Below are 23,588 nucleotides of genomic sequence, written 5' to 3'. Positions count from 1 at the left end.
TCCTCGGGAAGAATTGCACCCGCGTGTCAGTTGGGAAGTGCAGTGGCCCGCCCATCGGTCGGGTGCCACCTGGCAGTGGAAATTCATCGTGCAGTTGATGGTCATCAGTAGGTCGAGGAGAGAATTGTGACGTCCCTACCCCCCTTGGTGGAGCCGGCGGAATCGCTGAGCAAGGCCGAGGTCGAGCGGTATTCGAGACATCTGATCATTCCCGACGTGGGGATGATCGGCCAGAAGCGGCTGAAGAACGCCAAGGTGCTCGTGGTCGGCGCCGGCGGCCTCGGCTCGCCCGCGTTGCTGTACCTGGCCGCGGCCGGAGTCGGAACGCTCGGCATTCTCGATTTCGACATCGTCGACGAGTCCAACCTGCAGCGTCAGGTGATCCATGGACAGTCCGACGTCGGCAAGCCCAAGGCCGTGTCGGCAGCCGAGTCGGTGGCCGAGATCAACCCCTTCGTGAAGGTCATCCTGCACACCGACCGTCTCGAGTCCGACAACGCGCTGGAGATCTTCGCCGGCTACGACCTGATCCTGGACGGGACGGACAACTTCGCCACCCGCTACCTGGTGAACGACGCCTGCGTGCTGCTGAACAAGCCCTACGTCTGGGGTTCGATCTTCCGATTCGAAGGCCAGGTCAGCCTGTTCTGGGCCGAGTACGGCCCGCAGTACCGCGACCTCTACCCCGAACCGCCACCGCCGGGCATGGTCCCGTCGTGCGCCGAGGGCGGTGTGCTGGGTGTGCTCTGCGCATCGATCGGCTCGATCATGGTGACCGAGGCGATCAAGCTGATCACCGGGATCGGCGAGACCCTGCTCGGACGACTGATGGTCTACGACGCCCTGGAGATGACCTACCGGACCGTCAGGGTGCGGCGTGATCCCCACGGCGAGCCGATCACCGCACTCATCGACTACGACGTCTTCTGCGGGTCCGTGTCCGACGAGGCCCAGGAGGCCGCGGCGTCGCACACCATCTCGGCCAAGGAGCTGAAGCGGAAGATGGACGCGGGCGAGGACTTCGCGTTGATCGACGTCCGGGAGCAGAACGAGTACGAGATCGTCTCGATCCCGGGTTCGGTGCTGATCCCCAAGGGCGACATCCTCTCCGGCGAGGCGCTGTCGTTGATTCCTCAGGACCGCCAGATCATCCTGCACTGCAAGTCAGGGGCGAGATCGGCCGAGGCGCTGGCGGTGCTGCACAAGGCAGGCTTCGCCGATGCGGTGCACGTCGGCGGGGGCGTCCTGGCCTGGATCAAGCAGGTCGACCCGAGTCTCCCCAGCTACTGACGCGAACCGCCTGACGGCGAGTGAAGTGACGGTCGGGCCCCCCGGGCCTGTACCGTCACTGCTCGTGTCCACCCCGCCGCCGGCCCATGTGCTCGCCGCCTTCGGAGCGGGTTCGGCACAGCCGGAAAATCTGTCCGGCGGCCGGGGGCTGGCCTTCCGGTGCGGGGACGTCGTCTTCAAGCCGGTCGAGAACACCGCGGAGTCATCCTGGATCGCCGCCACCTTCGAGCAACTCAGGGTCAGCGGGATCCGGGTCGCCCGCCCGGTCCGTTCGTCCGACGGACGCTGGGTGGTGGCCGGGTGGTCGGCCCAGCGATTCGTCTCCGGTCGGGTCGAGCCGAGGTACAACGAGATCATCGAGACGTCGCTGGTCCTCCACGAGGCGCTGGCCGCAGTGCCCAACCCCCGATACCTGCGAGACCGCAGCGACCTGTACAGCTGGGCCGATCGGTTGGCCTGGGGTGAACCGGTCAAAGGCCCGTGGGAGCTGGGTGACGGACACGGGGCCCGGCTGTTCCACGAGCTCGCGATCGGACGCAAGCCGGTCGATCTGCCGATGCAGGTCGTGCACGGAGACATGTTCTGCAATGTGCTCTTCGCCGGTTCCGCACCGCCCGCCGTCATCGACATCACTCCGTACTGGAGACCCGCCGTCTGGTCCGCCGCGGTCATCGCGGTGGACGCGCTGAGTTGGGGCGGCGCGCAGACCGAGCTGCTCGAGGATTGGTCCGACCTCCCGGAATGGCCGCAGATGTTGTTGCGCGCCTTGATGTTCCGTCTGGCAGTGAGCCTGTCGCACCCGCGCAGCACGCCGTCGTCGATGGTCGAGATGCTCTCCGCCGCCGAGCTCATCCGACCGTTCCTGGATTGACCGCTGTCGCGAGATGTTCCAGATCGGCGGGCGGGATCCCGGACGCCATCATGGCAAGCATGAGGTGCGCCAGCCGGTGGTTCGGCTCGCTCATCAACGTACGGTCGACCGCGACCTGGGCGAGTGCACCGTCACCGCGGCGGTAGGCGGCCATCGACAGCACTGCGCAGACCTCGGCGGCGTCGTCGTCTGGTGTCGTCCGGGCCACGGCGATCAGCATCGGCACGAACGACTCGTCGATCCGGGTGACCGCGCGCGCGATCACCCCGTCCCGGATGCCGATGTCGCACAGCAACAGCGTGATCAGCGCGGCGGTGGGCGGGTCGACCGTCCCGGTCGCCGCCACCTGACGCAGACCGCCGTCGATGGTCACCTCCGCCATGGCGCGGAGCCGGTCGACCTCGATCGGTCCGGTGGACCCGATCCGCCCGAGCAACCCGTCGGCGGCCGCATGCAGGGAGGCCGAGGCCTGTGCGGCCGCAGCCCCGGTCGGCCCCGCGATGGAATCACGCAGCGCCTGACGATCGGCCAGGATCCCCCGGCCGTTCAACGCCGTCGCCGCGGTGATCTCCTCGACCTGCGGATCTGCGGCATCGGGCATCGGCGAACCCGGCCCGTCGGACAGTTGGCCCAGATGGGCGGGCAACCAGGAGTTCGCACGTCCATCGGTGATCCGGACGGTATCCAGGATGCCGACACCGGACTCCACCAGCGCACGCATCACCGCGTCCAGTTCGGCCGGCCGGCCGGGTCGCTCGGTGTAGCACATCACCGCGATCTCGTCCGCGTAGCGGGCCGCGTGCAGTTGCAGTTGGGCGATCGGCCCGGCAATCTCACCCGGGCGCGTCCCCGGCTCGTCCAGATCGTCCAGATCGATCCGGATCACCGGACCGACCCGGCGCCGCGGCCCCGACAGGCACACCATCACCAGACTCTCCTTCGGGTGGAACCCGAGGAGGGCGGGGACCGCGGCCAGCAGACCGCTCCGCCCGGTCAGTCGTACGGTGGTCGTCTCGTCGGTTGTCGTCATGGCCACAAAGATCGGCTGTTGCCGCGACGACCGCCAGCGGCGTCGGCCGATTGTGGACAGATCGAGCCATGGGGACAACTCCGGCGGAATCAGGCCGGCTCAGGGCGCCATCGGAACCGTCCCAGGTCGACGCGGCCGCGGGTGACCTGGACACCCTCGGCGACCAGCCGCCCGATCTGCTCCGTCCGCAGATGCTCTGCCGGGGTGCCGTCCGCCCGCAGGATCCGATGCCATCCGGTGGTGTCGTCGGACATCTCGGAGAGCACCCGCCCGACCAGCCGGGGCGATCTGGAACCGGCTCTGGCGGCGATGTCCCCGTAGGTCGCGACGAACCCGGGTGGGACCGAGGCCACCTGATCCAGCATCCGGGCCGCCAGTTCCATGTCCATCCGGCCATCCTGCCAAGCCCCGGCCGGGGACGCGACCGCGTGGCAGATCCTCCGCTGTCGGTGCTCCGTGGTGGGATCTGTACATGCCAGCCCTCTCGTCCGTCAGCTACCGGTTCCGACCGGCCGGCGCCCCCACCGGGCCATTGGCGCTGACCGACGAACAACGACGGGTGACGGGCAATGCCGTCCGGCGGCTCCGGGTGCTGGCGGGCCCGGGAACGGGCAAGACGGCCACTCTGGTCGAGGCGGTCGCTGATCGGATCCAGCACCGGGGTGTGCCGCCCGAACAGATCCTGGTGCTGACGTTCTCGCGACGGGCCGCTGCCGAGCTCTCCGGACGGATCACCAGGCGACTGGGCCTGACCACGCGGACGACCCTGGTCCGGACGCTGCACTCCTACGCCTATTCCGTCGTGCGCGCCCAGGCTGCGGCCCACGGCGAACCGAGTCCCCGCCTGCTGGCCGCGGGCGAGTCCGACCGGATGGTCCGGGAACTGCTGGCCGGCCATGCCACCGACGCCGGCGGTCCGTGGTCGCCCGATCTGGCCGGCGCACTCCCGTCGCCCACCTTCGCGGCCGAACTCCGCGAGGTGCTGCTCCGCGCGGCCGGGCAGGGGATCGGCCCGAAACGGATGATGGAGCTCGGTCGTCGGCACAAGAAGCCGGAATGGGTGGCTGCCGGGAAGTTCGCGCGAGAATATCAGCAGGTCAGTGATCTGCGGCAGGGGATCAGCGGCTTCGGGGTCGCGCTCGACCAGGCCGAGCTGACCGCAGCTGCCCTGGGGGCTCTGGGTCGGGACGACGTCCTGGCGGCGGAGCAGCGGCGGGTCCGGCGGATCTTCGTGGACGAGTACCAGGACGTCGACCCTGCCCAGGCCGCGCTGATCGGCCTGCTGTCCGGCGCGGCAGACGAACTCGTCGTCTTCGGTGACCCCGATCAGTCGATCTACGCCTTTCGCGGGGCGGAGCCCACCGCTCTGCGTGACATCGAGGTGGACGACACGGTCGCCCTGACGGTGTCCCGTCGTCTCGCGCCCGCAGTGCTGTCGGCGACCAGACGGATCGCCGCACTGCTGCCAGGCCCTGGGGCGCACCGGCTGCTGCGGGTCCCCCCCGCTCGTTCTGTGTCATCGGTCGACGACGCCGCGGAGCTCGGCACGGTGGATGTCGCCGTCTTCCCGACGGCGGCCAGGGAGGCCGCCTACATCGCGGACCATCTGCGTCGACGTCATCTGCTGGATGGCATCGGATGGGGCGCGATGGCCATCCTGGTGCGCTCGACCGGGTCCGGGCTCACCGCGCTGAGCAGAGCCTGCGCGGTGGCCGGGGTTCCGTTGCTCGTCGGCGGCCGGACGGAGACGCTGTCTGCCGAGCCGGTGGTGGCCAGCCTGCTCACGCTGCTGGAATGTGGGGTGGATCCGGCGCTGCTGACCGGCGAGTTCGCGCTGGATCTGCTGGCTTCCCCGCTGGGCGACGTGGACGCCCTTGGCCTGCGCAGGCTGCGCAGGGCGCTGCGGGCGGCCCGGCCAGGACAGGGCTCGAGCGCCGATCTGCTGGCTGCCGTCCTGGCCGGCGCACCGGTGCCCGACTCCGTCCCCCGAGATCTGCGGCCTCCGCTGCTGCGGGTGCGTGAACTGGTGGCCATCGCACGCGACGGAGCCGACAGTCCCAGCGCCGAGCAGTTGTTGTGGGCGCTGTGGCGCTCCTGCCGACTGGAGGAGCACCTCGTCGCCGCCGTCGACCGGGGTGGCAGCGGCGGCCAACGCGCGGATCGTGCGCTGGACGCGGTACTGGGATTGTTCGCGATGGCCTCCGACCTGACCGATCGGCTTCCGCTGGCCGGGGTCGCGGCCTTCACCGCCGAGGTCAGGGGGCATCAGCTTCCCGGCGAGCAGGACGTGGCCCGCACCGGCGACGCCGTCGCCCTGATGTCGGCCCATGCTGCCAAGGGACTGGAGTGGGACGTGGTGGTGGTGGCCGGCGTCCAGGAGGGATCCTGGCCGGATCTGCGCGGCCGTGGGTCGCTCCTGGGCGGACAGGAGATGCTCGACCTGGCGTCCGATCTTCCGGCCGGCATCCCGGTCGCCGGTGTGCTGGCCGAGGAACGCCGGTTGTTCTACGTCGCGGCGACCCGGGCACGTCTGACCCTGGTCTGCACCGGCGTCCTGAACCAGGATCTGGCTCCCTCCCGCTTCCTGCAGGAGGTGGCCGGCACCGAGGAAGAACTGACGGTGGAACAGGACCCGGCCGCGTCCGGTGGGTCGCGCGCCGATCGACGCGGGCTGCACCTGACCGACCTCGTCGCCGATCTGCGCCGCGCCGTCACCGATCCACTGACCCCGGCCGCGGACGCGTCGGCCGCGGCCGCGCATCTCGCCCAGCTGGCCGCAGCCGGAATCTCCGGAGCTCATCCCGACGATTGGTACGGCCTTGCGCCGCGCTCCACCGAGGCCCCACCCATCGCACCCGGCGCCGAGATCAGGGTCTCGCCGTCCGCGATCGAATCGTTGAACACCTGCGCGCTGCGGGCGGTGCTCGAACGACGCGGTGGCCGGACCGAGCCGGGACAGGCCCAGATCGAGGGGATCGTCGTGCACGCGATGGCCCACGGACTTGCCATCGGAGTTCCGGAGACCGATCTGCGGGAGGAGATCGAGACATTCCTGGCCGGACAGGACCGGCTTCCGCCCTGGCAGCTCGAACGCACCCGCCGTGGGTTGCTGTCGATGCTGACCGCGGCGCAGGCGTGGGTGCGGGACAACCATCCACCGCGCACCCTGGTCGGCTCGGAGGTAGAGCTCGATCTCTTGGTCCCGGCCCCGGAGCACGAGCCCGGTGCGCCCGCAGCAGACACCGAGGAACACCAGGTACGTCTGACCGGAAGAGTCGACTGGTTGTCGGAGAAGCCCGACGGCACGCTGGTGGTCACGGATTTCAAGACGGGCGGCACGGTACCCACCAAGGCCCAGGCGCAGGCGAACCCCCAGCTTGCCTCCTACCAGGCGGCCATCGCGATGGGCGCGTTCCCACCGGCCACGCGCCCAGGCGGCGCCGAACTGGTCTACCTGCGTTCGGGCTCGCCGAAAGTGTTGCAGCAGAACGAACTCACGGCCACGGACACCACGGTGTGGCTGGGTACGATCCGCACGGCCGCAGCTCAGCTGGCGTCCGCCGGCGCACTGGCGCAGGAGAACTCCCGGTGCGAGCGGTGTCCGGTCCGGACCAGCTGCCCACTGCAGAGCGAGGGCCGTCAGGTGCGCGGATGATCACCGCCGGACGGCTGGCCGAGATCCTCGCGCTGCCACCGCCGACCGACGAGCAGGCCGCTGTGATCGAGGCCCCGATGGCCCCGGCGCTGGTGGTCGCCGGCGCCGGGTCCGGCAAGACCGAGACCATGGCGGCCAGGGTGCTCTACCTGGTGGCCAACGACCTGGTCCGTCCGGAGCAGATCCTCGGCCTCACCTTCACGCGCAAGGCGGCGTCGGGTCTGGCGGGCCGGATCCGGCAGCGGCTGCGGACGTTGGCCGCGGCCGGCGTGAGCGTCCCCGGCCAGGCGCCCGCACCGACCGGTGGCGAGCCGGAGGTGTCCACCTACCATTCCTTCGGGGGTCGGCTGATCGCGGAGTTCGGACCGCTCGCCGGGATCGAGCCGGCCTCCAGGGTGCTGAGCGCGACCGGCTCGTGGCTGCTGGCGCGACGGGTGGTCGGACGCTGGGACGGGGATCTGAATACCGATCTGGGCCCTGACCAGGTCACCGAGCGACTGCTGTCCATGTCGGGCGGGCTGGCGGACCACCTGATCGACGCGACGACGCTGTCCGACGAGATCGAACAAGTGCTGGCCCGGCTGCGGGCCGCTCGTCCTTCACCGGCCCAGAAGGCAGCCGTCCACAGCGGCCTGGCCGGCCACCTGAAGAGGCTGCAGGACCGGGCCTGGATCCTTCCGCTGGTGGACGCCTTCACCGAGGCCAAACGCAGGGCCGGCGTGGTCGACTTCGCCGATCAGATGCAGGTGGCGGCGAAGCTGGTCACCGACCATGCCCGGATCGGGCAGGCGCTGCGGGAGCGTCATCGGGTGGTCCTGCTCGACGAGTACCAGGACACCGGCCATGTCCAGCGCGTCATCCTGCGGGCGGTGTTCGCCGAGACCGGGGTCCAGGGAACGCCGTCCGGTCATCCGGTCACCGCGGTCGGCGACCCGGTGCAGTCGATCTACTCGTGGCGCGGGGCGTCGGCATCGAACCTGCCGAGGTTCCCGTCCGACTTTCCTTGCCGCAACGGCATTCCGGCGGCCACGCTGACGCTGTCCACCAGTTTCCGCAACGCCTCCTCCGTCCTCGGGATCGCCAACCAGTTGTCGGCGGAGGTCCGTTCCGGTGCCGTGCAGGTGCAGGAACTGCGCCCGCGGCCAGGGGCCGACGTCGGCGAGGTGCGATACGGACTGTTCGCCACCGCTGCCGAGGAGGAGCGCTGGGTCGCGCAGCAGATCGCCAGACGGTGGGAGATGCGCTCGGCGACCGGTGACGGCAGCTCTCCGAGCACCGCGGTCCTGATGCGCCGCCGCCGCGACATGGAACCCATGGCCATGGCGCTGCGGGCGGCCGGCCTACCGGTGGAGGTCGTGGGTCTGGGCGGGCTGCTCAACGAGCCGGAGATCGCCGATCTGCTCGCCATGTTGCGGGTGTTGGTGGACCCGACCGCCGGCCCGGCGGCCGTCCGCCTGCTGACCGGGGCCAGGTGGCAGCTGGGCATGGCCGACCTCGCCGCCCTGTCCAGCCGTGCGTCCGTGCTGTCGCCGCGCGGGCACGCTCCGTCCGGATCGGCACCGGACGGGGGCGGGAACGCCGGACGGGCGTCGGTACGCGAGGCCCTGGTCGACGCCGGTTCCGGCGAGGAGATCGATTCGGCGTCCATCATCGATGCTCTCTCGGATCCGGGACCGCCGGAGAACTACTCACCGGAGGGTTTCCGGCGTCTGCAGCGTCTGGGCGCAGAACTGCACCGGCTACGGGCCCGGCTCTCCCTACCGCTGGGCGACCTCGTCGCCGAGCTCGAGCGCACCTCCGGTCTTGACGTGGAGGTGCGGATCTCCTCGCCGGCCGGTCGCGCCCACCTGGATGCGTTCGCCGACGTGGTCGCCGATTTCTCAGCCGGCGGAGGCGGCGCGGTGGAGTTGGTGGAGTACCTGGTCACCGCGGCCGATCGTGAGGACGGCCTGACGCCCGGTGAGGTCGCCCCGACCCCGGGACGGGTCCAGGTGCTGACGGTGCATGCCGCCAAGGGTCTGGAGTGGGAGATCGTCGCCGTGCCGCATCTGTCCGACACCGTGTTCCCCAGCTCGAGAGGAAGTACCTGGCTGGGCGACGCCGGTCAGCTCCCGCCCTCGCTGCGTGGCGACCGCGCCGACCTGCCGCAGCTCCAGCTGCCGTCCGGGGGGGACCAGAGGGACATGGTGGCAGCCCTCACCGCGCATGCCGCTGCTCTCAAGGCCGATCAGGCCGTCGAGGAACGCCGTCTGCTCTACGTGGCGGTGACCAGGGCCGAACGCACCCTGCTGGCGTCCGGACACCAGTGGGGCCGGACGGGGAGCACGGCGCACGGGCCGAGCCGGTTCCTCACCGAGATCCGTTCGGCCGCAGAGCCTTCGTGGCTGCCGGACGAATGGGCGGACGAGCCCGGTGCGCAGGAAGGCAACCCGATGACCTCGGCGCCCCGTACCGCGTCCTGGCCGTCGGATCCGCTCGGTGATCGCCGGCGGGCCATCGCCTCGGGCGCAGACCTGGTGTTGGGTGCCATCGCCCGCCGACAGCTCCCAGATCCGGGCGAGGCGGTCGGTGAGGATCAGCTGGGTTGGTCGCGGGACGTGGCCGCGCTGCTGGAAGAGCGGCGCGCCCTGCGGTCCACCTCGATCGAAGTGGCTCTGCCGCAGAGTCTTTCGGCCACTGCGCTGGTGGAACTGGCCGCTGATCCGGCCGCGCTGGCCCGCCGCATCAGGCGTCCGGTCCCGCACCCGCCTGCGCCGCGGGCCCGCCGCGGTACCGACTTCCACGCGTGGCTGGAGCGCTTCTACACCGGCTCGGCGCTGATGGAGATCTCGGAACTGCCCGGAGCCCACGACAACGGTCCGGAGCCCGACGCCGAGCTGGAACTGCTCAAGGCCCGGTTCCAGCGTTCGGACTGGTCCCGCCGGATGCCGTTCGAGGTGGAACTGCCGTTCTCGATGACCATCGCCGGCCAACCCGTCAGGGGCCGGATCGACGCCGTCTTCCGGGACGACGACGGTGGGTGCACCGTCGTGGACTGGAAGACCGGTCATCCCCCCTCCGTTGAGCTCCGAAAGGCCGCGACCGTCCAGCTGGCCGTCTACCGGTTGGCGGTCGCCGAAATGCTGGGGCTGCCGCTGACCAAGGTCCGGGCTGCGTTCGTGTACGTCGCCACCGACGACACCTTCGCGCCGGCTGACCTTCTCGACGCCGACGGATTGTCCGCGCTGATCATCGCCTCGACCTCGATCGAGGCGCACGTAGGCTGATCGGCGTGCAGCCCGTGGTGTTTCGAGGTCGCCCGCTCCGCACGGATCGGGCGGCGATCATGGCCATCGTCAACCGCACCCCCGATTCCTTCTTCGACGGGGGCGCGACCTTCGAGGACGGCCCCGCCATGGACGCGGTCGACCGGGCCGTGGCCGACGGCGCCGACCTCATCGACATCGGCGGGGTCAAGGCCGGTGTCGGCCGGAACGTCGACGCGGCCGAGGAGATCGACCGGGTGGTGCCCTTCATCGCCAAAATGCGCGCCGCCCATCCCGGCCTGGTCATCAGCGTGGACACCTGGCGCAGCGACGTGGCCAGCGCCGCCTGCGAGGAAGGTGCTGATCTGATCAACGACACGTGGGCCGGCGTCGATCACGGCCTCGCGCGGGTGGCCGCCCGGTACGGCACCGGCATCATCTGCTCGCACACCGGCGGGGCATCTCCACGCACCAATCCGCACCGGGTCGCCTACCAGGACGTCGTCGCTGCGGTGATCGACGAGACCACTGCTGCGGCCCGTGCCATGGTGGCCGCCGGTGTCCCGCGCGAGGGCATCCTGATCGACCCGACCCACGATTTCGGCAAGAACACCTGGCATGGTCTGGAACTGCTCCGCCGGACCTCAGAGTTGGTGGACACCGGCTGGCCGGTGTTGATGGCGTTGTCCAACAAGGACTTCGTCGGCGAGACACTCGGCGTCCAGGTGCAGGACCGGCTCGAGGGCACCTTGGCGGCGACTGCAGTCGCCGCGCTGGCCGGGGCGGCGATCTTTCGCGTGCACCAGGTCCTGCCGACCAGACGGGTGCTGGAGATGGTCGCCTCGATCAGAGGTACCCGGCCACCGGCGGCGCCGCGGCGCGGCATGGTCTGATCGTGCCCGACGCGTGGTCGCACCGGGCCGCGTGGCACCATCGACGGTGTGACCACCGTGCTGTTCTACCTCGTGATCGCGGCCGTGATCGGCCTCGCCGTGTTCTTCCTCGCGGTCTTCGTCTTCGGCCGGGGCGAACAGATGGCCCCGCTCGATCCCAGGACATCGCCGGCCGAGCTACCCGAAACCGACATCACCTCCGAGGACGTACGCAGCATCCGGTTCGCGTTGGCCCTGCGCGGCTATCGGATGAGTGACGTCGACTGGACCCTGGAGCGACTGGGCGAGCAGTTGGACGCGCTCCGACGGGAGAACGAGTTGCTCCGCGGGGTCGTCCCCGACGGATCTGCGGACGAGCGGGTATCGGTCGGGCCTTCCGGATGGACGGGTGACAGCACGGTGGACACACTGGTCGGCCAGGCCGAGTTGCGCCCGACGGCGGTCCACGGTGAGTCCCGATGACGGTCAGGGTGGCGGCCACCGTCGACGTGCCGGCGTCGGTCGAGGAGGTCTTCGCGGCGATGATCGATCTGCCTTCGCAGGACGAGTGGATCCTGGCCACCCGGCTGTTCGCCCTCGACGGTGACGTCGACGTGCCGGGTGTCGGTTCGAAGATCGCGGCCCTGACGGGTCTGGCCGGCATCGGTGTGCTCGACACCATGACCGTCACCGTCTACGACCCGCCGCACCGCTGGGAGACGACGCACACCGGAAATGCCATCAAGGGCATCGGCATCTTCACCGTCGAACCCGGCCCGAAGGGCGCCAGGGTGACCTGGGCCGAAGAGGTCGAACTTCCGCTCGGCTTCGTCGGCCGTCTCGGCTGGACGGTCGCAAAACCGCTGGTGCACTGGGGATTGGCCGCGTCGCTACGCCGGTTGTCCGCCGGTGTGGTCAGCGGCAGGCTCCCGTTGAAGTCCTGACCGACGATGCGTTGACCGACGATGCGTTGACCGGCGAAGTCCTGACCGGCGAAGTCCTGACCGACGATGTCGCGGCCGAAGATGTTCCGGCCGACACCCGTCGCCGCTGTGGCTGGGCCACCTCGGCTCCGGACTACCTGGAGTACCACGACCAGGAGTGGGGTACGACGGTCCGCGGCGACGATGCCCTCTTCGAGCGGATGTCCCTGGAGGCGTTCCAAGCCGGCCTCAGCTGGATCACCATCCTGCGCAAGCGACCCGCCTTCCGGCAGGCGTTCGCGGGATTCGAGATCGCCGAGGTGGCCCGGTTCGACGATCACGACGTCGCTCGCCTGATGGCCGACGTCGCCATCGTCCGGAACTCGCATAAGATCCAGGCCGTCATCTCCAACGCGCGAGTGGCCCTCGGCCTGGACGGCGGCCTCGACCGACTTCTGTGGTCCTTCGCGCCCGCATCCCACCGGACGCCGGCCGACCCGTCAGCGGTGCCGGCGGTGACACCGGAGTCGACAGCGATGGCAAAAGCTCTGAAGCAGAGAGGATTTCGATTCGTCGGTCCGACGACCGCCTACGCATTGATGCAGGCGACGGGAATGGTCGACGATCACGTCGCCTACTGCTGGCGCGCGCCGAATCGACGATCGCCCGTGGGCGGACGGGGGAGACGGTGATTCAGACCGTCCGCTGCTCAGCGAGCCGCGCGGGAGGCCTTGGAGGAGGGGGCAGGTGAGGGGGCCGGCGTCGCGGTCTTCTCGGGTCCACCTCTCGGCGTGTCCGACCGGTCGGACGCCGAGTGGTCCTTGGACGCCACCTTGCGGTTGGCGGTGACCCTGCGCTGCTCGGCGCGGGGGTGCGTGCTCCGCCCTGCGGTACCGGTGGTGGCGGGCTTGTCGCCGACCGTCCGGGTCGCTTTCCCGGCCGGCTCGTGGTCCGGCTGGTCCTCGGAGCCGCTGGTAGCGCGGCTGGGGATGTTGATCACCGCGACACCGGAGGCCAGATCGATCCGCAGATCGCCGTCGCGGGCGTTGCCCTCTTCCTCGCGGCTGTTCTGCTTCGATTCGCGTTCTTCGATCTCGTGGCGCATGCCGGGATTGAACAGCGCGCCGAGTTCTCCCATAGGTCCCACGAACCCCAGCGTACGTGAGGAGGCGCGCCCCGGCCGGTCGATCCGCCGATGGCACAGGCCAATCCTGGTCGAGGCGGTCAGCGTCCCAGGAAGCGCGGCACTCGCTTCTCGGCGAACGCACTGATGGCCTCGTGGTGATCGGCGCTGAAGAAGAGCTCGGCCTGGGCCTTGCCCTCGAATTCCAGAGCGGCGGGCAGGTCCGACGTGGCGGCGTATTCCATCGACGCCTTGATCCAGGCGTAGGCCTTCGTCGGGCCAGTGGCCAGGGCGCCGGCCAGAGCCGCAACCCTGGGCATCAGGTCCTCCGGTGGGACCACTTCGTCGACCATCCCGATCCGTAGGGCTTCGGCGGCGTCCACCCGCTCGCCGAGCAGCATCATCCGCGCGGCGCGGCCGGTGCCGATGAGCCGGGGCAAGGTGTAGCTGGCACCGGAGTCGGCGGACAGCCCGACGCCGGCGAAGGCCATCGAGAAGCTGGCCGCCGACGACGCCACCCGGAGGTCGCAGGCGTACGCGAAAGCGGCCCCGGCGCCCGCAGCCGCGCCGTTGACGGCGGCGATCACCGGTTTGCCCATCCCGGTGATCAGGGCGATGGCGACGTTGTAGAACTCCCGGACCGTCGTCGCGATCCGCGGGTCCTCGGCCTTCACCAGTTCCAGGTGCTGCTTGAGATCCTGCCCGGCGCAGAAGGCCCGGCCGGCGCCGGTGATGACCAGTGCCCGGACGGTGTCGTCCTCGGCCGCCGAGGTCAGGGCGGTCAACAGGGCACCCTTCAGCGCCAGGTCGAAGGAGTTGAACGCGGCCGGCCGGTTGAGCGTGAGCGTACGGACCCCGTCATGGTCGGAAACCAGCAGCGGTGGCTCGTCGGCCGGTGGTCGGGGGGCGTGATCGGTCGTCATCTTCGACTCCTTCGTGGGCCTGTCGGAGCACCTGCGGTCGGCACAGCGCCTGCCATGGGGGAGAATAGGGCAAGCACGTTGGTTGGTCGATCGCCGGGCGGGTACCACCGTTCGGTACGGATGAATGGCACATGCGGATGTGAGCGCGTGCTGGAGTGTGGAGGGAGTCGTACATGGCGGCCATGAAGCCCCGCACCGGGGATGGTCCCCTCGAAGTAACCAAGGAGGGACGCGGAATCGTGATGCGCGTACCCCTGGAAGGCGGCGGTCGGCTGGTGGTGGAAATCTCCGCCGATGAGGCGTCCGCTCTCGGAGATGCACTCAAAGCAGTCGTCAGCTGATACCTGACCGCCCGGGTCTGCCCGCCACATCGGCGCGGTGACCCGGGCGGCTTGCTGTTCGCACCGGGCTGCGCGTGGATCAATCCCCACTTCGGCGAGGGCCCCGGGCAGGCGTGGATCAATTCCCATTTCGTCGAAGGCCCCGGTTGGCGTGGATCAACTTCTCAGGCATGGACGAACTCGACGACTCCTGTCCCTCTGGTCCCAAATGGTCAACTTTCGGCCATGCCTGAGAAGTTGATCCACGCCGAGCCCAGGGCCGGGAGAAGTTGATCCACGCCGAGCCGGGGGCCAGGGGTCAGCGGTCCTGGGGGCCAGGGGTCAGCGGTCCTGGGGGCCAGGGGTCAGCGGTCCTGGGGGCCGAGCAGGGATCGGTAGAGCGCGACGGTCTGCTCCGCCACGGCGGTCCAGGAGAACTCCGAGTCGGCCCTGACCCGGCCGGCCTCACCCATGACCACGGCGGCGGCCCGGTCGGCGACCATGGAGTTGACGGCGGCCGCGAAGGCGGCCTCGAAGCCGGGCCCGTCCTCGGCGTCGTAGTGGACGAGGCTGCCGGTGACGCCGTCCTGCACCACCTCGGGGATTCCGCCGACGTCGCTGGCGACGACCGGTGCGCCGCAGGCCATCGCCTCCAGGTTGACGATTCCGAGGGGCTCGTACACCGAGGGACAGCAGAAGACGGTCGAGGCGCTGAGCACCTGCTTGACCTCGTCGAGGGTCAGCATGCCGTCGAACCAGAACACGCCCGGACGACTGGCCTGCAGCGCGCGGATCGCGGTCGCGGTCTCGGCGGCGATCTCCGGGGTGTCCGGCGCTCCAGCGCAGAGCACGAGCTGGATCCCCGGATCGAAAGCATGAGCAGCGGCGATGAGGTGGCCGACACCCTTCTGACGGGTGATCCGACCGACGAACGAGGCGATCGGGGCGTCCAGGTCGACGCCCCGGTCGGTCAGCACCGACCGGTCGTCCGTCGCGTGGTAGATCGAGGTGTCGATGCCGTTGCGGATGACGTGGACCCGCGCCGGGTCCAACACGGGATAGCAGTCCAGGATGTCGGTCCGCATGCCGTCCGAGACGGCGATCACGGCGTCCGCGGCCTCGTAGGCCGTCTTCTCCGCCCAGCTGGACAGGCGGTAACCACCACCGAGCTGCTCGGCCTTCCACGGTCGCCGGGGCTCGAGCGAATGGGCGGTCACGACGTGCGGAACGCCGTAGAGCAGTTTCGAGACGTGGCCGGCCATGTTCGCGTACCAGGTATGGGAGTGCACCAGTTCGGCCGAGCCGCACGCGGCCGCCATCGACAGGTCCACCGACAGCGTCGCCAGGGCCGGGTTGGCATCGGCGACGTCCGGCGCCGGCCGGTGTCCGAAGGCACCGGGCCGGTCGTCGCCGAACGCGTGGACGTCGATGTCGACGAGCTTGCGCAGCTCGCGCACCAGGTAGTCGACGTGGACACCGGCCCCGCCGTAGACGTCGGGCGGGAACTCTCGGGTCAGGATCGAGATATGCACCGCGTCAATGTAGACCGGTCCGGCCCGACCGATGCGGACCTGGCGCCCGTGGTCGTCGCGGATCCGGCGCGGGTGTCCTCCGGAGCGCTTGCGGCATCCCGGTGGGCGCGTGGCAGAGCTGCCGGATAGGGTTCCGGCATGGTCCTCAAACCCAGAGTTCTCGGCATCGTTCTGGCTGGTGGTGAGGGAAAGCGGCTGTGGCCGTTGACCGCTGACCGGGCCAAGCCCGCCGTACCCTTCGGTGGCAATTTCCGTCTCATCGACTTCGTGCTGTCGAATCTGGTCAACGCCGGGTACCTCCGCATCTGCGTCCTGACCCAGTACAAGTCGCATTCACTCGACCGGCACATCACCACGACCTGGCGGATGAGCCAGATGCTGGGCAACTACGTCACTCCGGTGCCGGCCCAGCAGCGGCTCGGCCCTCGTTGGTACACCGGGAGTGCGGACGCCATTCTCCAGTCGTTGAATCTGGTGTACGACGACGATCCGGACTACCTGGTCGTCTTCGGGGCCGATCACGTCTATCGCATGGACCCGTCACAAATGGTCGCCGACCACATCGCCTCCGGCGCCGAGGCCACCGTGGCCGCCATTCGCGTTCCGCGGCACGAGGCCACCGCATTCGGTGTCATCGACACCGACGACACAGGCCACCGCATCACCCGGTTCTTGGAGAAGCCGACGGATCCTCCTGCAGTGCAGGATGATCCGAATGTCGCCTACGCCTCCATGGGTAACTACGTGTTCACCACAAGAGCCCTCATCGAGGCGCTCCGGCAGGACGCGGGCGACGAGAACTCCATTCATGACATGGGGGCGAACATCATTCCGACGTTCGTCGAGCGTGGCACCGCGAATGTCTACGATTTCGATCGCAACGAGGTCCCTGGCTCGGAGGAACGCGACAAGGGCTACTGGCGCGACGTCGGTACCCTGGACGCTTATCACGACGCCCACATGGATCTCGTCTCGGTGCACCCGATCTTCAATCTCTACAACCAGGAATGGCCGATTCTCTCGGTGCCGCCCACGCTACCGCCGGCGAAATTCGTCGAGAACGGAATGGCGCTGGATTCGATGGTCGGTCCCGGCACGATCATCTCCGGTGCCACGGTTCGGCGGTCGGTGCTGTCGGAGAACGTGCGGGTTGCCATCGGCGCGAGTGTCGAGGGCAGCGTCATCATGCCCGGTGTGCGGATCGGGCGAAACGCCGTGGTGCGCAACGCAATCCTCGACAAGAACGTGATCGTTCCGGACGGCGCCACCGTGGGGATCAACCTCGAGGCCGATCGTGCGGCCTATACGGTGACCGCCTCGGGCATCACGGTGATCGGCAAGGGCATCACCGTCGCCAGGTAGTCCGCGACCGGTCGGGCGCTCCACCGGCCGGCGCTCCACCGGTCGGGCGCTCCACCGGTCGGGCGCTCCACCGGTCGGGCGCTCCACCGGTCGGGCGCTCCACCGGCCGGGGCTCAACCGGCCGGCTTCGGCTGCCGGGCCGGGCAACCGGACGTCCGGTAGGCAGACGCGTACTCGAAGTGCCAGGTCTCGTTGTCGTACATCCGGCAGAATCCTGATCGCCCCCCGGTGGCTTGTAGCCATCGGTCGGCGCCGGCCGGTTGCACGTCGACGGCATAGCCCTTGACGTGGGCCGACTTCTGCCAGGGCAGCACCAGGTCGTGGGCCGCGACCGATCCGTACTCCTCGACGTAGGTGTCGAGCAGACCGATCTGCTGGGCCCTGCTCCGTTTGCCGTCGTTGAGGCAGAGCGTCACGCCCTTGCTCGCCGCCAGCTTCTTCACCGATGTCCAGGCCGCCTTCACGTCCGGCCGCAGACCGGTCGGGGGCTCGTCGGAGTACTGCCGGTCGACCGGACAGGCCGGGCCGTTCGTCGGCCCGGCCACGTCGACGTCCGCACTGGCCTGGATCGGCCCGGGTGCTGCGGCCGTCCCCGACCTCGTCGCAGTGGTGGTGGCCGCCACCCGGGTGGTGGCGGCGGGCGAAGGCCTGCTCCTGCCACCACCTCGGCCGGAAGACGTGCTGCTCGAACCCGGGCTGGTCTGCACCATCGCCCTGGTCCGCGCCATTGCACCGGTCGTCGTCGTGACCCTGGTCGGCGTCGTGACAGCAGCGCGAGCGGTCGTCGACACCGTGGGTCGTAGCGTCCCGGTGAGCGCGACACCGGCGACGGATCCGGCGCCCGAGCAGCCGGAGAAGGTCAGCAGCGTGATCCCGGCCAGCAGCGCCGCCGCGCCCCGGAGCGCCGTGGCGCGCAGCCTCAACGTTTGACCGCCGCGAGGAGGCCGTCACCCAGCGAGGTCATCATCGGCACGAGGGTCTCGTCGTCGCGGACGAGACGGCCGGCTTCCCGGACGGCGACCGTCTCCGCGTCGCGCTGCGTGGGGTCGGCCACCTTGTCCCCGTGCAGGGCGCCGGCGAGCACCAGGACACCGCCCTTGCGCAGCAGCCGGACGGACTGCTCGACGTACTGCGGGTATCCGGTGCGGTCCGCATCGACCAGGACCAGGTCGTAGGCGCCGTCGGTCAGGCGCGGCACCACCTCGAAGCCGCGTCCGTTGATCAGGCGGGCCCGGCCGGGCGCGACCCCGAAGAGGCCGAACGCCTCCCTGGCCGCCCGCTGGTGCTCGGCCTCGATGTCGATGGATGTCAGCACCCCGTCGGGGGCCATCCCGGCCAGCAGGTGCAGACCGCTGACCCCGGTGCCGGTACCGATCTCGACGACGGCCCGTGCGGACAGCACGGCCGCCAGGAACGTCAGCGCCGCTCCGGCCCCGGAGCCGATCGGCTCGCACCCCAGGTCGGCGGCCCGCCCGCGTGCGGTCAGCACCGCCTCGTGCTCGGGGACGAAGAACTCGGCGAACGACCTGCTGCTGGTCATGGATGGCCTCCGAGATGCCGGAACGAGTAGTGCGACAGCAGGACCGTACCGGGCCGCAGGGCAGTAGACCGGCTGACACACCTACCCGACCTGGAGCTCCCGACGACACGCCGACCTCTTGACAGATCGGCCCGACCGGGTTCACAGGAGGCTCACACCGCGGCACGGAACAATCGAACTCGACCGGCCGTTGACCGGGCAGAACGCCGAGCAAGAACCACGGCACACGATGACGTCGAGAGGTGAGTCCCCTGTCCATCCCGCCCGCACCGATGGATTCAGCCGGAACCAGTGCTGAAGCTGATCCTGCTGCGTGGACGCCGCCCGCCTGGGAGGACATCGTCAAGGACCACGGCGACCGGGTGTACCGCCTGGCCTACCGCCTGGCCGGCAACTCCCACGACGCCGAGGACATCACCCAGGAGACGTTCATCCGGGTGTTCCGCTCGCTGGACAACTTCAAGCCGGGCTCGTTCGAGGGCTGGCTCCACCGCATCACCACCAACGTCTTCCTGGACATGGTCCGCCGCCGCCAGCGCATCCGGATGGAGGCACTCCCGGAGGAGACCGACCGGATCGCCGGACGCGAGCCGTCGCCCGAGCAGGCCTTCCAGGACGCGAACCTCGACCCCGATCTACAGGCCGCCCTCGACGAGCTTCTCCCGGAGTTCCGGGCGGCGGTGGTGCTGTGCGATGTCGAGGGACTGTCCTACGAGGAGATCGGTGCGACGCTGGGCGTCAAGCTCGGCACCGTCCGCTCCCGGATCCACCGGGGCCGGCAGGCTCTGCGGGCGTCGATCGAACGCCGGCGCGAGGCACGGGCCGAAGGTGGGTCGATCCGGAGTCTTCGAGGTGCGTTGCTACCCAAGGTGGTGATGCCATGACCGGCGTTTTCGACGACCACCTGACGTTGGACGCCATCGTCGCGTTCGCCGACGGCGAGATGGCGATGATCCCGTACCAGCGGGCCGCCGCCCATGTGATGCGTTGCCCGCTCTGCGCGGCCGACGTGGCGGAGCAGACGGCAGCCTCGCAGTACCTGCGTCAGGCCTCGCTCCCACGCATGCCGGGCAGCCTGTTCGACACGCTGAGGTCCATCCCGGTGTCGCTTCCCCAGGCGGGTCCCGTTCCCGGCGTGGTCATGGACGCCGAGGCCGGCCGGACGATCCGGACGCACGACCATTCCCCCGCAGGTCGGGGCCGTCGGTTCCGCCTGGGCGCCGGTGCGCTGATGGCGGGACTCGCCGTCGGAGCCGTCGTCGTCGCCGCCGCGGGTGATCAGCCGATCGTGCAGAACCGGCCGACCCAGCCGGGCGCCGGTGTGGTGTCCCGCCCGGCCGCGGTGCTGCACAACACGGTGGTCGACGCCGTCGCCCACCGAACCGCCACCCGATGACTTCCGGTGTCGTAGCCTGCAGGGGATGACTCCTCCACCTTCCGACCCGGCCACGAACGGGCGTCCCCGGCTGGTGGCCCGCCCGCTGTGGCGGCCGGCCGTCGACGCCTCCCAGGCCGCGGCCTTCGGGCGGCCGTCCGGTGTGCCGTCGTCCTTCTCCCCGCGCGGCCCCGACGCTCCGGTCCACCCGGCGTCCGCCGCGGCCGGGGTCGTACCCGAGATGATCGCCGACGCCTTCGGCCGACCGCCTGGCGCCGGGCCGACGCTCGGCCGTCCCCCGCAGGCGCCCGAGGTGCCGGGACCGCCCGAGCCGCAGGACCCCTGGCGTGATCCGGTCTCCCCGGTCCAGCTCGGTGAGCCCGCACTCGCCGAGCCGGTCGAGCCGGCCGCGATCGAGGTGCCCGCGGAACGATTCACCCTGCGGCAGGCCCTTTTCGACCATCGCATCCGTCCGACCGGACTGGTCGTGATGGCGGTCATCGCGCTCCTGCTCGGCGGTGGGGGCGCGGCCATCGGGGTCTGGGCCGGCGGCCGGCTGCCGGCGTTGACCACGGATCCGACATTCCAGATCGCCGCGGTGGCCCCGGCCATCCAGCGGGCCCCGGGCTCGGTGGCGTCGATAGCGCAGCGCGTCATCCCCTCGGTGGTGTCGATCGAGGTACGAACGGGCGACACGGGCGATACCGGTTCCGGTGTGGTCATCGACGGACGTGGCTACGTCCTGACGAACAACCACGTCATCTCGCTGGCGGCGACCGACACGACGGCGCAGCTGACGGTGGTGTTCTCCGACGGCCGCCGGGTTCCGGGGACGATCGTCGGCCGGGATCCCGCGTCCGATCTCGCGGTGGTCAAGGTGAACGTCGCCGGCGCCACGGTGGCGCAGCTCGGCACGTCGACCAAGGTGGAGGTCGGTGATGCCGTCATCGCGATCGGCTCCCCGCTGGGTCTGGCCGGGACCGTGACGACCGGCATCGTCTCGGCGCTGCACCGTGCGCTACGGCTCACCGGAGGGGACACCGATACCAACGCCGTCATCGATGCGGTGCAGACCGACGCGGCCATCAACCCCGGCAACTCCGGGGGTGCCCTGGTGGATGCCACCGGCGCGGTGATCGGCATCAACTCGGCGATCAGGACCTCGGGCGTCGACTCCAGCGGGTCGATCGGACTCGGATTCGCCATCCCGATCGACTACGCGAAATCAGTTGCGCAGGAACTGATCCGCACCGGCAAGGCAATCCACGCGACGATCGGGATCAACGCCAAGTCGGCCACCGACGGCACTGCGGACGGCGCCCAGGTGCAGAACGTGGTCGACGGGGGACCGGCCGCCGAGGCCGGCATCGCCGAAGGTGACGTGATCACCAGGGTCGGGACGCGCACCGTCGGGAGCGCCGACGAACTGGTCGTCGCGGTCCTGGCGCACCAGGTCGGAGACACGGTCGCCGTGACGCTGACCAGATCCGGTCGGACCCTGACGGTGCAAGTGGTGCTGACCGCCGCGTGACCAGTCGCCGGGACGGTCGACGACGAATGACCACCAGCGGCCCACCGGTAAGCTGCGATACGTAGTCGGGCCCCACACAGTGGCGACCCGGACCTCGAGGGAGGTCCAAGAACTCACGGAGGCGATCCCAGATGTTCGGCATGTCCTGGCCCGAGATCGCCATCATCATTGCCGTCGGGATGTTCGTGCTGGGCCCGGAACGCATCCCGGTGGCCGTCAAGTGGGTCGGCTCGACCCTGAAGACCGTGCGCACGATGGCGGCCGGCGCACAGGAACAGCTGCGCGGCGAGTTCGGTCCCGAGATCGACGAACTGCGTCGTCAGATCGCCGATCTGCAGTCCCTGAAGGAGATCCAGGAACTGCGGGCGCTGCGAGACCTCAATCCCCGGTCGATGATCACCAAGAACCTCCTCGGCGACGAGTTCTCCGGCGGCGTCAAGGGCCTGCTCGGTCTGGATGGTCTAACCGACATGATCAAGCCCACCGGATCCGGCGTGGCCGACGAGGCCCCCGCCGTCGACCTCGGCAAGGCGGTGCAGTTCAACGGGCCGACGGCGGACGATCCGGTGGACGAGCAGCCGGTGGTGCACCAGCCGGCGCCAATTCATCAGGCCGTCCAGATCAACGATCCGGGCCGGCTCGACGATCCGGCGCCGGTGCAGATCCATCCGGTGACGCTGGATCTGAGCAAGTCGAACCTGAACGAGCCGGATCCGGTCGCAGTGCCCCGTCACGCGGCGCCGAGCGCGTTCGACATGGACGCCACCTGAGGCTTCCGTCTCGGCCCCACCGGGGCGACCCCGGGGGACGTGCTCAGCGGCCGGACGGTGCGATTCCGAGCGAGATGCCCACCAGCGGTCGGGTCCGGGCGGCAAGATCGTCCGCGACGGCCTGCAGCGCGATGGCGGCCGGCGACGTCGGGTCGGAGATCACCAGCGGGACACCGGCGTCCCCGGCGGCCCGCAGCGAGACCTGCAGCGGTATCTGACCGATCAGCGGGACGGTGGTCCCGGTGACCCGGCTCAGCGAATCGGCCACCTGCTTGCCGCCACCGGAGCCGAACAGCTCCAGCACGGTGCCGTCGGGCAGGGTCAGGGCGGACATGTTCTCCACCACTCCGGCGATCCGCTGTCGCGTCTGGAGCGCGATCGAACCGGCGCGTTCGGCCACCTCGGCGGCCGCCAGCTGGGGTGTGGTGACCACCAGGATCTCGGTCGTCGGGATCAGCTGGGCGGTGGAGATGGCGATGTCGCCGGTCCCGGGAGGCAGGTCGAGCAGCAGGACGTCCAGGTCACCCCAGAACACGTCGGCCAGGAACTGCTGCAGCGCCCGGTGCAACATCGGGCCGCGCCAGACCACCGGGGTGTTTCCGTCGACGAACATCCCGACGCTGATCACCTTCACGCCGTGGGCCTCCGGCGGCAGGATCATCTCGCCGATCCGGGTCGGCCGCCCGGTCACCCCGAGCATGCGCGGGATGGAGAACCCGTACACGTCGGCATCCAGCACACCGACGGCCAGGCCCTTGGCGGCCAGGGCGGCGGCCAGGTTCACCGTCACGGTGGACTTGCCGACGCCCCCTTTGCCGGAGGCGATGGCGTAGACCCTGGTGCGGGACTCGGCCCTGGCGAACGGGATGTCCTTGGTGGCGCCGCCCTTGAGGTTGTCCCGCAGGGTGCCGCGCTGGGCGTCGGTCATCACCCCGAGCGTCAGCCGGACCTCGGTGACCCCTTCGACGGCCCGCACGGCGGTGGTGACGTCCTCGGTGAGCTTGTCCCGCAGCGGACAGGCGGCAATGGTGAGCAGCACCGTCAGTTCGACGATGCCGTTCTCGCTCACGGCGACCGAGTCCACCATGCCCAGATCGGTGATCGGTCGGCGAATCTCGGGGTCCTTGACGGTGGCCAGTGCGGCGCGGACCGCGCTGGTGAGCTCTTCGGCGGTGACAGGCATTTTTCCTCGCGTATCCACAGTGCTGATGGTCCTTACAGTACGG

23 protein-coding genes are annotated in these 23,588 nt (G+C 69.8%); 15 read left to right on the top strand and 8 right to left on the bottom strand.

Translation table 11 applies throughout. The features are described 5' to 3' along the window. The first annotated feature begins 126 nt into the window (after nt 1–126). Entirely contained in the window at nt 127–1,290 is a 1,164-nt protein-coding gene (moeZ, locus tag H7F38_RS18245) for an adenylyltransferase/sulfurtransferase MoeZ (protein WP_187091156.1), read from the top strand. Nucleotides 1,291–1,354: 64 nt separating this feature from the next. After that, entirely contained in the window at nt 1,355–2,161 is an 807-nt protein-coding gene (locus H7F38_RS18240; protein ID WP_222618158.1) for a TIGR02569 family protein, read from the top strand. Here H7F38_RS18240 and H7F38_RS18235 read toward each other — a convergent pair. Together H7F38_RS18235 and H7F38_RS18230 are read right to left on the bottom strand one after the other, a co-directional pair. Next, nucleotides 2,139–3,191, bottom strand: a complete 1,053-nt coding sequence (locus H7F38_RS18235) for a DUF4192 domain-containing protein (protein ID WP_187091154.1) — start codon at nt 3,189–3,191, stop codon at nt 2,139–2,141. The genes H7F38_RS18240 and H7F38_RS18235 overlap by 23 nt on opposite strands. A gap of 89 nt (nt 3,192–3,280) precedes the next feature. Next, nucleotides 3,281–3,580, bottom strand: a complete 300-nt coding sequence (locus H7F38_RS18230) for an MGMT family protein (protein ID WP_187091153.1) — start codon at nt 3,578–3,580, stop codon at nt 3,281–3,283. Between the two features lie 83 nt (nt 3,581–3,663). Here H7F38_RS18230 and H7F38_RS18225 point away from each other — a divergent pair, with 83 nt between their 5' ends. From H7F38_RS18225 to H7F38_RS18200, 6 genes are read left to right on the top strand one after another with little or no spacing between them, the layout of a single operon-like run. Next, nucleotides 3,664–6,846 carry an ATP-dependent DNA helicase gene (locus tag H7F38_RS18225; RefSeq protein WP_187091152.1) on the top strand — a complete coding sequence of 1,061 codons (3,183 nt, stop codon included), beginning with the start codon at nt 3,664–3,666 and terminating at the stop codon, nt 6,844–6,846. Continuing rightward, on the top strand, nt 6,843–10,112 hold the full coding sequence (locus tag H7F38_RS18220; protein WP_187091151.1) for an ATP-dependent DNA helicase: 3,270 nt from the start codon (nt 6,843–6,845) through the stop codon (nt 10,110–10,112). Before H7F38_RS18225 ends, H7F38_RS18220 begins: the two co-directional genes overlap by 4 nt. 59 nt (nt 10,113–10,171) lie before the next feature. Then, a complete protein-coding gene (folP, locus tag H7F38_RS18215; protein ID WP_187094806.1) occupies nt 10,172–10,984 on the top strand; it encodes a dihydropteroate synthase in 813 nt (270 codons plus the stop codon). A 48-nt stretch (nt 10,985–11,032) separates the two neighbouring features. Continuing rightward, on the top strand, nt 11,033–11,446 hold the full coding sequence (locus H7F38_RS18210) for a DivIVA domain-containing protein (protein WP_187091150.1): 414 nt from the start codon (nt 11,033–11,035) through the stop codon (nt 11,444–11,446). Continuing rightward, nucleotides 11,443–11,907: an SRPBCC family protein gene (locus H7F38_RS18205; RefSeq protein ID WP_187091149.1), complete on the top strand. Its 465-nt coding sequence runs from the start codon at nt 11,443–11,445 to the stop codon at nt 11,905–11,907. Before H7F38_RS18210 ends, H7F38_RS18205 begins: the two co-directional genes overlap by 4 nt. Before the next feature lie 56 nt (nt 11,908–11,963). After that, nucleotides 11,964–12,578, top strand: coding sequence for a DNA-3-methyladenine glycosylase I (locus tag H7F38_RS18200; protein ID WP_187094805.1), 615 nt, complete (start codon nt 11,964–11,966; stop codon nt 12,576–12,578). Nucleotides 12,579–12,595: 17 nt separating this feature from the next. On the opposite strand, the gene H7F38_RS18195 is transcribed toward H7F38_RS18200, so the two are convergent. Together H7F38_RS18195 and H7F38_RS18190 are read right to left on the bottom strand one after the other, a co-directional pair. Then, nucleotides 12,596–13,024, bottom strand: a complete 429-nt coding sequence (locus H7F38_RS18195; RefSeq protein ID WP_255498430.1) for a DUF6191 domain-containing protein — start codon at nt 13,022–13,024, stop codon at nt 12,596–12,598. An 86-nt stretch (nt 13,025–13,110) separates the two neighbouring features. After that, complete coding sequence (locus H7F38_RS18190) at nt 13,111–13,932, bottom strand: enoyl-CoA hydratase/isomerase family protein (protein WP_187091147.1); 822 nt, start codon at nt 13,930–13,932, stop codon at nt 13,111–13,113. Between the two features lie 173 nt (nt 13,933–14,105). Here H7F38_RS18190 and H7F38_RS18185 point away from each other — a divergent pair, with 173 nt between their 5' ends. Beyond that, nucleotides 14,106–14,273, top strand: a complete 168-nt coding sequence (locus H7F38_RS18185) for a DUF3117 domain-containing protein (RefSeq protein WP_090479970.1) — start codon at nt 14,106–14,108, stop codon at nt 14,271–14,273. 344 nt (nt 14,274–14,617) lie between these two features. On the opposite strand, the gene glgA is transcribed toward H7F38_RS18185, so the two are convergent. Next, nucleotides 14,618–15,784, bottom strand: coding sequence for a glycogen synthase (gene glgA, locus H7F38_RS18180; protein ID WP_187091146.1), 1,167 nt, complete (start codon nt 15,782–15,784; stop codon nt 14,618–14,620). 138 nt (nt 15,785–15,922) lie between these two features. Between glgA and glgC the strand changes: the two genes are divergently transcribed. Then, nucleotides 15,923–17,146, top strand: a complete 1,224-nt coding sequence (gene glgC, locus H7F38_RS18175) for a glucose-1-phosphate adenylyltransferase (RefSeq protein ID WP_187091145.1) — start codon at nt 15,923–15,925, stop codon at nt 17,144–17,146. Between the two features lie 113 nt (nt 17,147–17,259). Here glgC and H7F38_RS18170 read toward each other — a convergent pair whose 3' ends face one another. Then, a complete protein-coding gene (locus tag H7F38_RS18170) occupies nt 17,260–17,589 on the bottom strand; it encodes a D-alanyl-D-alanine carboxypeptidase family protein (RefSeq protein ID WP_187091144.1) in 330 nt (109 codons plus the stop codon). On the opposite strand from H7F38_RS18170, the gene H7F38_RS18165 reads away from it, so the two are divergent. Further along, nucleotides 17,567–18,076 carry a hypothetical protein gene (locus H7F38_RS18165; protein ID WP_187091143.1) on the top strand — a complete coding sequence of 170 codons (510 nt, stop codon included), beginning with the start codon at nt 17,567–17,569 and terminating at the stop codon, nt 18,074–18,076. The genes H7F38_RS18170 and H7F38_RS18165 overlap by 23 nt on opposite strands. Here the strand turns inward: H7F38_RS18165 and H7F38_RS18160 are convergent. Continuing rightward, nucleotides 18,066–18,686, bottom strand: a complete 621-nt coding sequence (locus H7F38_RS18160) for an O-methyltransferase (protein ID WP_187091142.1) — start codon at nt 18,684–18,686, stop codon at nt 18,066–18,068. The two genes, H7F38_RS18165 and H7F38_RS18160, sit on opposite strands and share 11 nt — an antisense overlap. A gap of 272 nt (nt 18,687–18,958) precedes the next feature. Between H7F38_RS18160 and sigE the strand changes: the two genes are divergently transcribed. From sigE to tatB, 4 genes are all read left to right on the top strand, one after another. Next, complete coding sequence (gene sigE, locus H7F38_RS18155; RefSeq protein ID WP_222618722.1) at nt 18,959–19,570, top strand: RNA polymerase sigma factor SigE; 612 nt, start codon at nt 18,959–18,961, stop codon at nt 19,568–19,570. Then, nucleotides 19,567–20,082, top strand: coding sequence for a hypothetical protein (locus H7F38_RS18150; protein WP_187091141.1), 516 nt, complete (start codon nt 19,567–19,569; stop codon nt 20,080–20,082). The genes sigE and H7F38_RS18150 overlap by 4 nt, the downstream gene beginning before the upstream one ends. Nucleotides 20,083–20,107: 25 nt before the next feature. After that, nucleotides 20,108–21,592 (top strand): S1C family serine protease, encoded by a 1,485-nt coding sequence (locus H7F38_RS18145; RefSeq protein ID WP_187091140.1) that lies wholly within the window; start codon nt 20,108–20,110, stop codon nt 21,590–21,592. Nucleotides 21,593–21,723: 131 nt separating this feature from the next. Further along, complete coding sequence (gene tatB, locus H7F38_RS18140; RefSeq protein ID WP_187091139.1) at nt 21,724–22,362, top strand: Sec-independent protein translocase protein TatB; 639 nt, start codon at nt 21,724–21,726, stop codon at nt 22,360–22,362. A gap of 43 nt (nt 22,363–22,405) precedes the next feature. On the opposite strand, the gene H7F38_RS18135 is transcribed toward tatB, so the two are convergent. Further along, entirely contained in the window at nt 22,406–23,545 is a 1,140-nt protein-coding gene (locus H7F38_RS18135; protein ID WP_187091138.1) for an Mrp/NBP35 family ATP-binding protein, read from the bottom strand. Between the last annotated feature and the right edge of the window lie 43 nt (nt 23,546–23,588).

Origin of the sequence: Nakamurella sp. PAMC28650 (assembly GCF_014303395.1) — a bacterium.
Classification (GTDB): Bacteria; Actinomycetota; Actinomycetes; order Mycobacteriales; family Nakamurellaceae; genus Nakamurella.
Note: the sequence above shows the minus strand (reverse complement) of the source record. Positions and strands in the feature narration are given on the sequence as shown.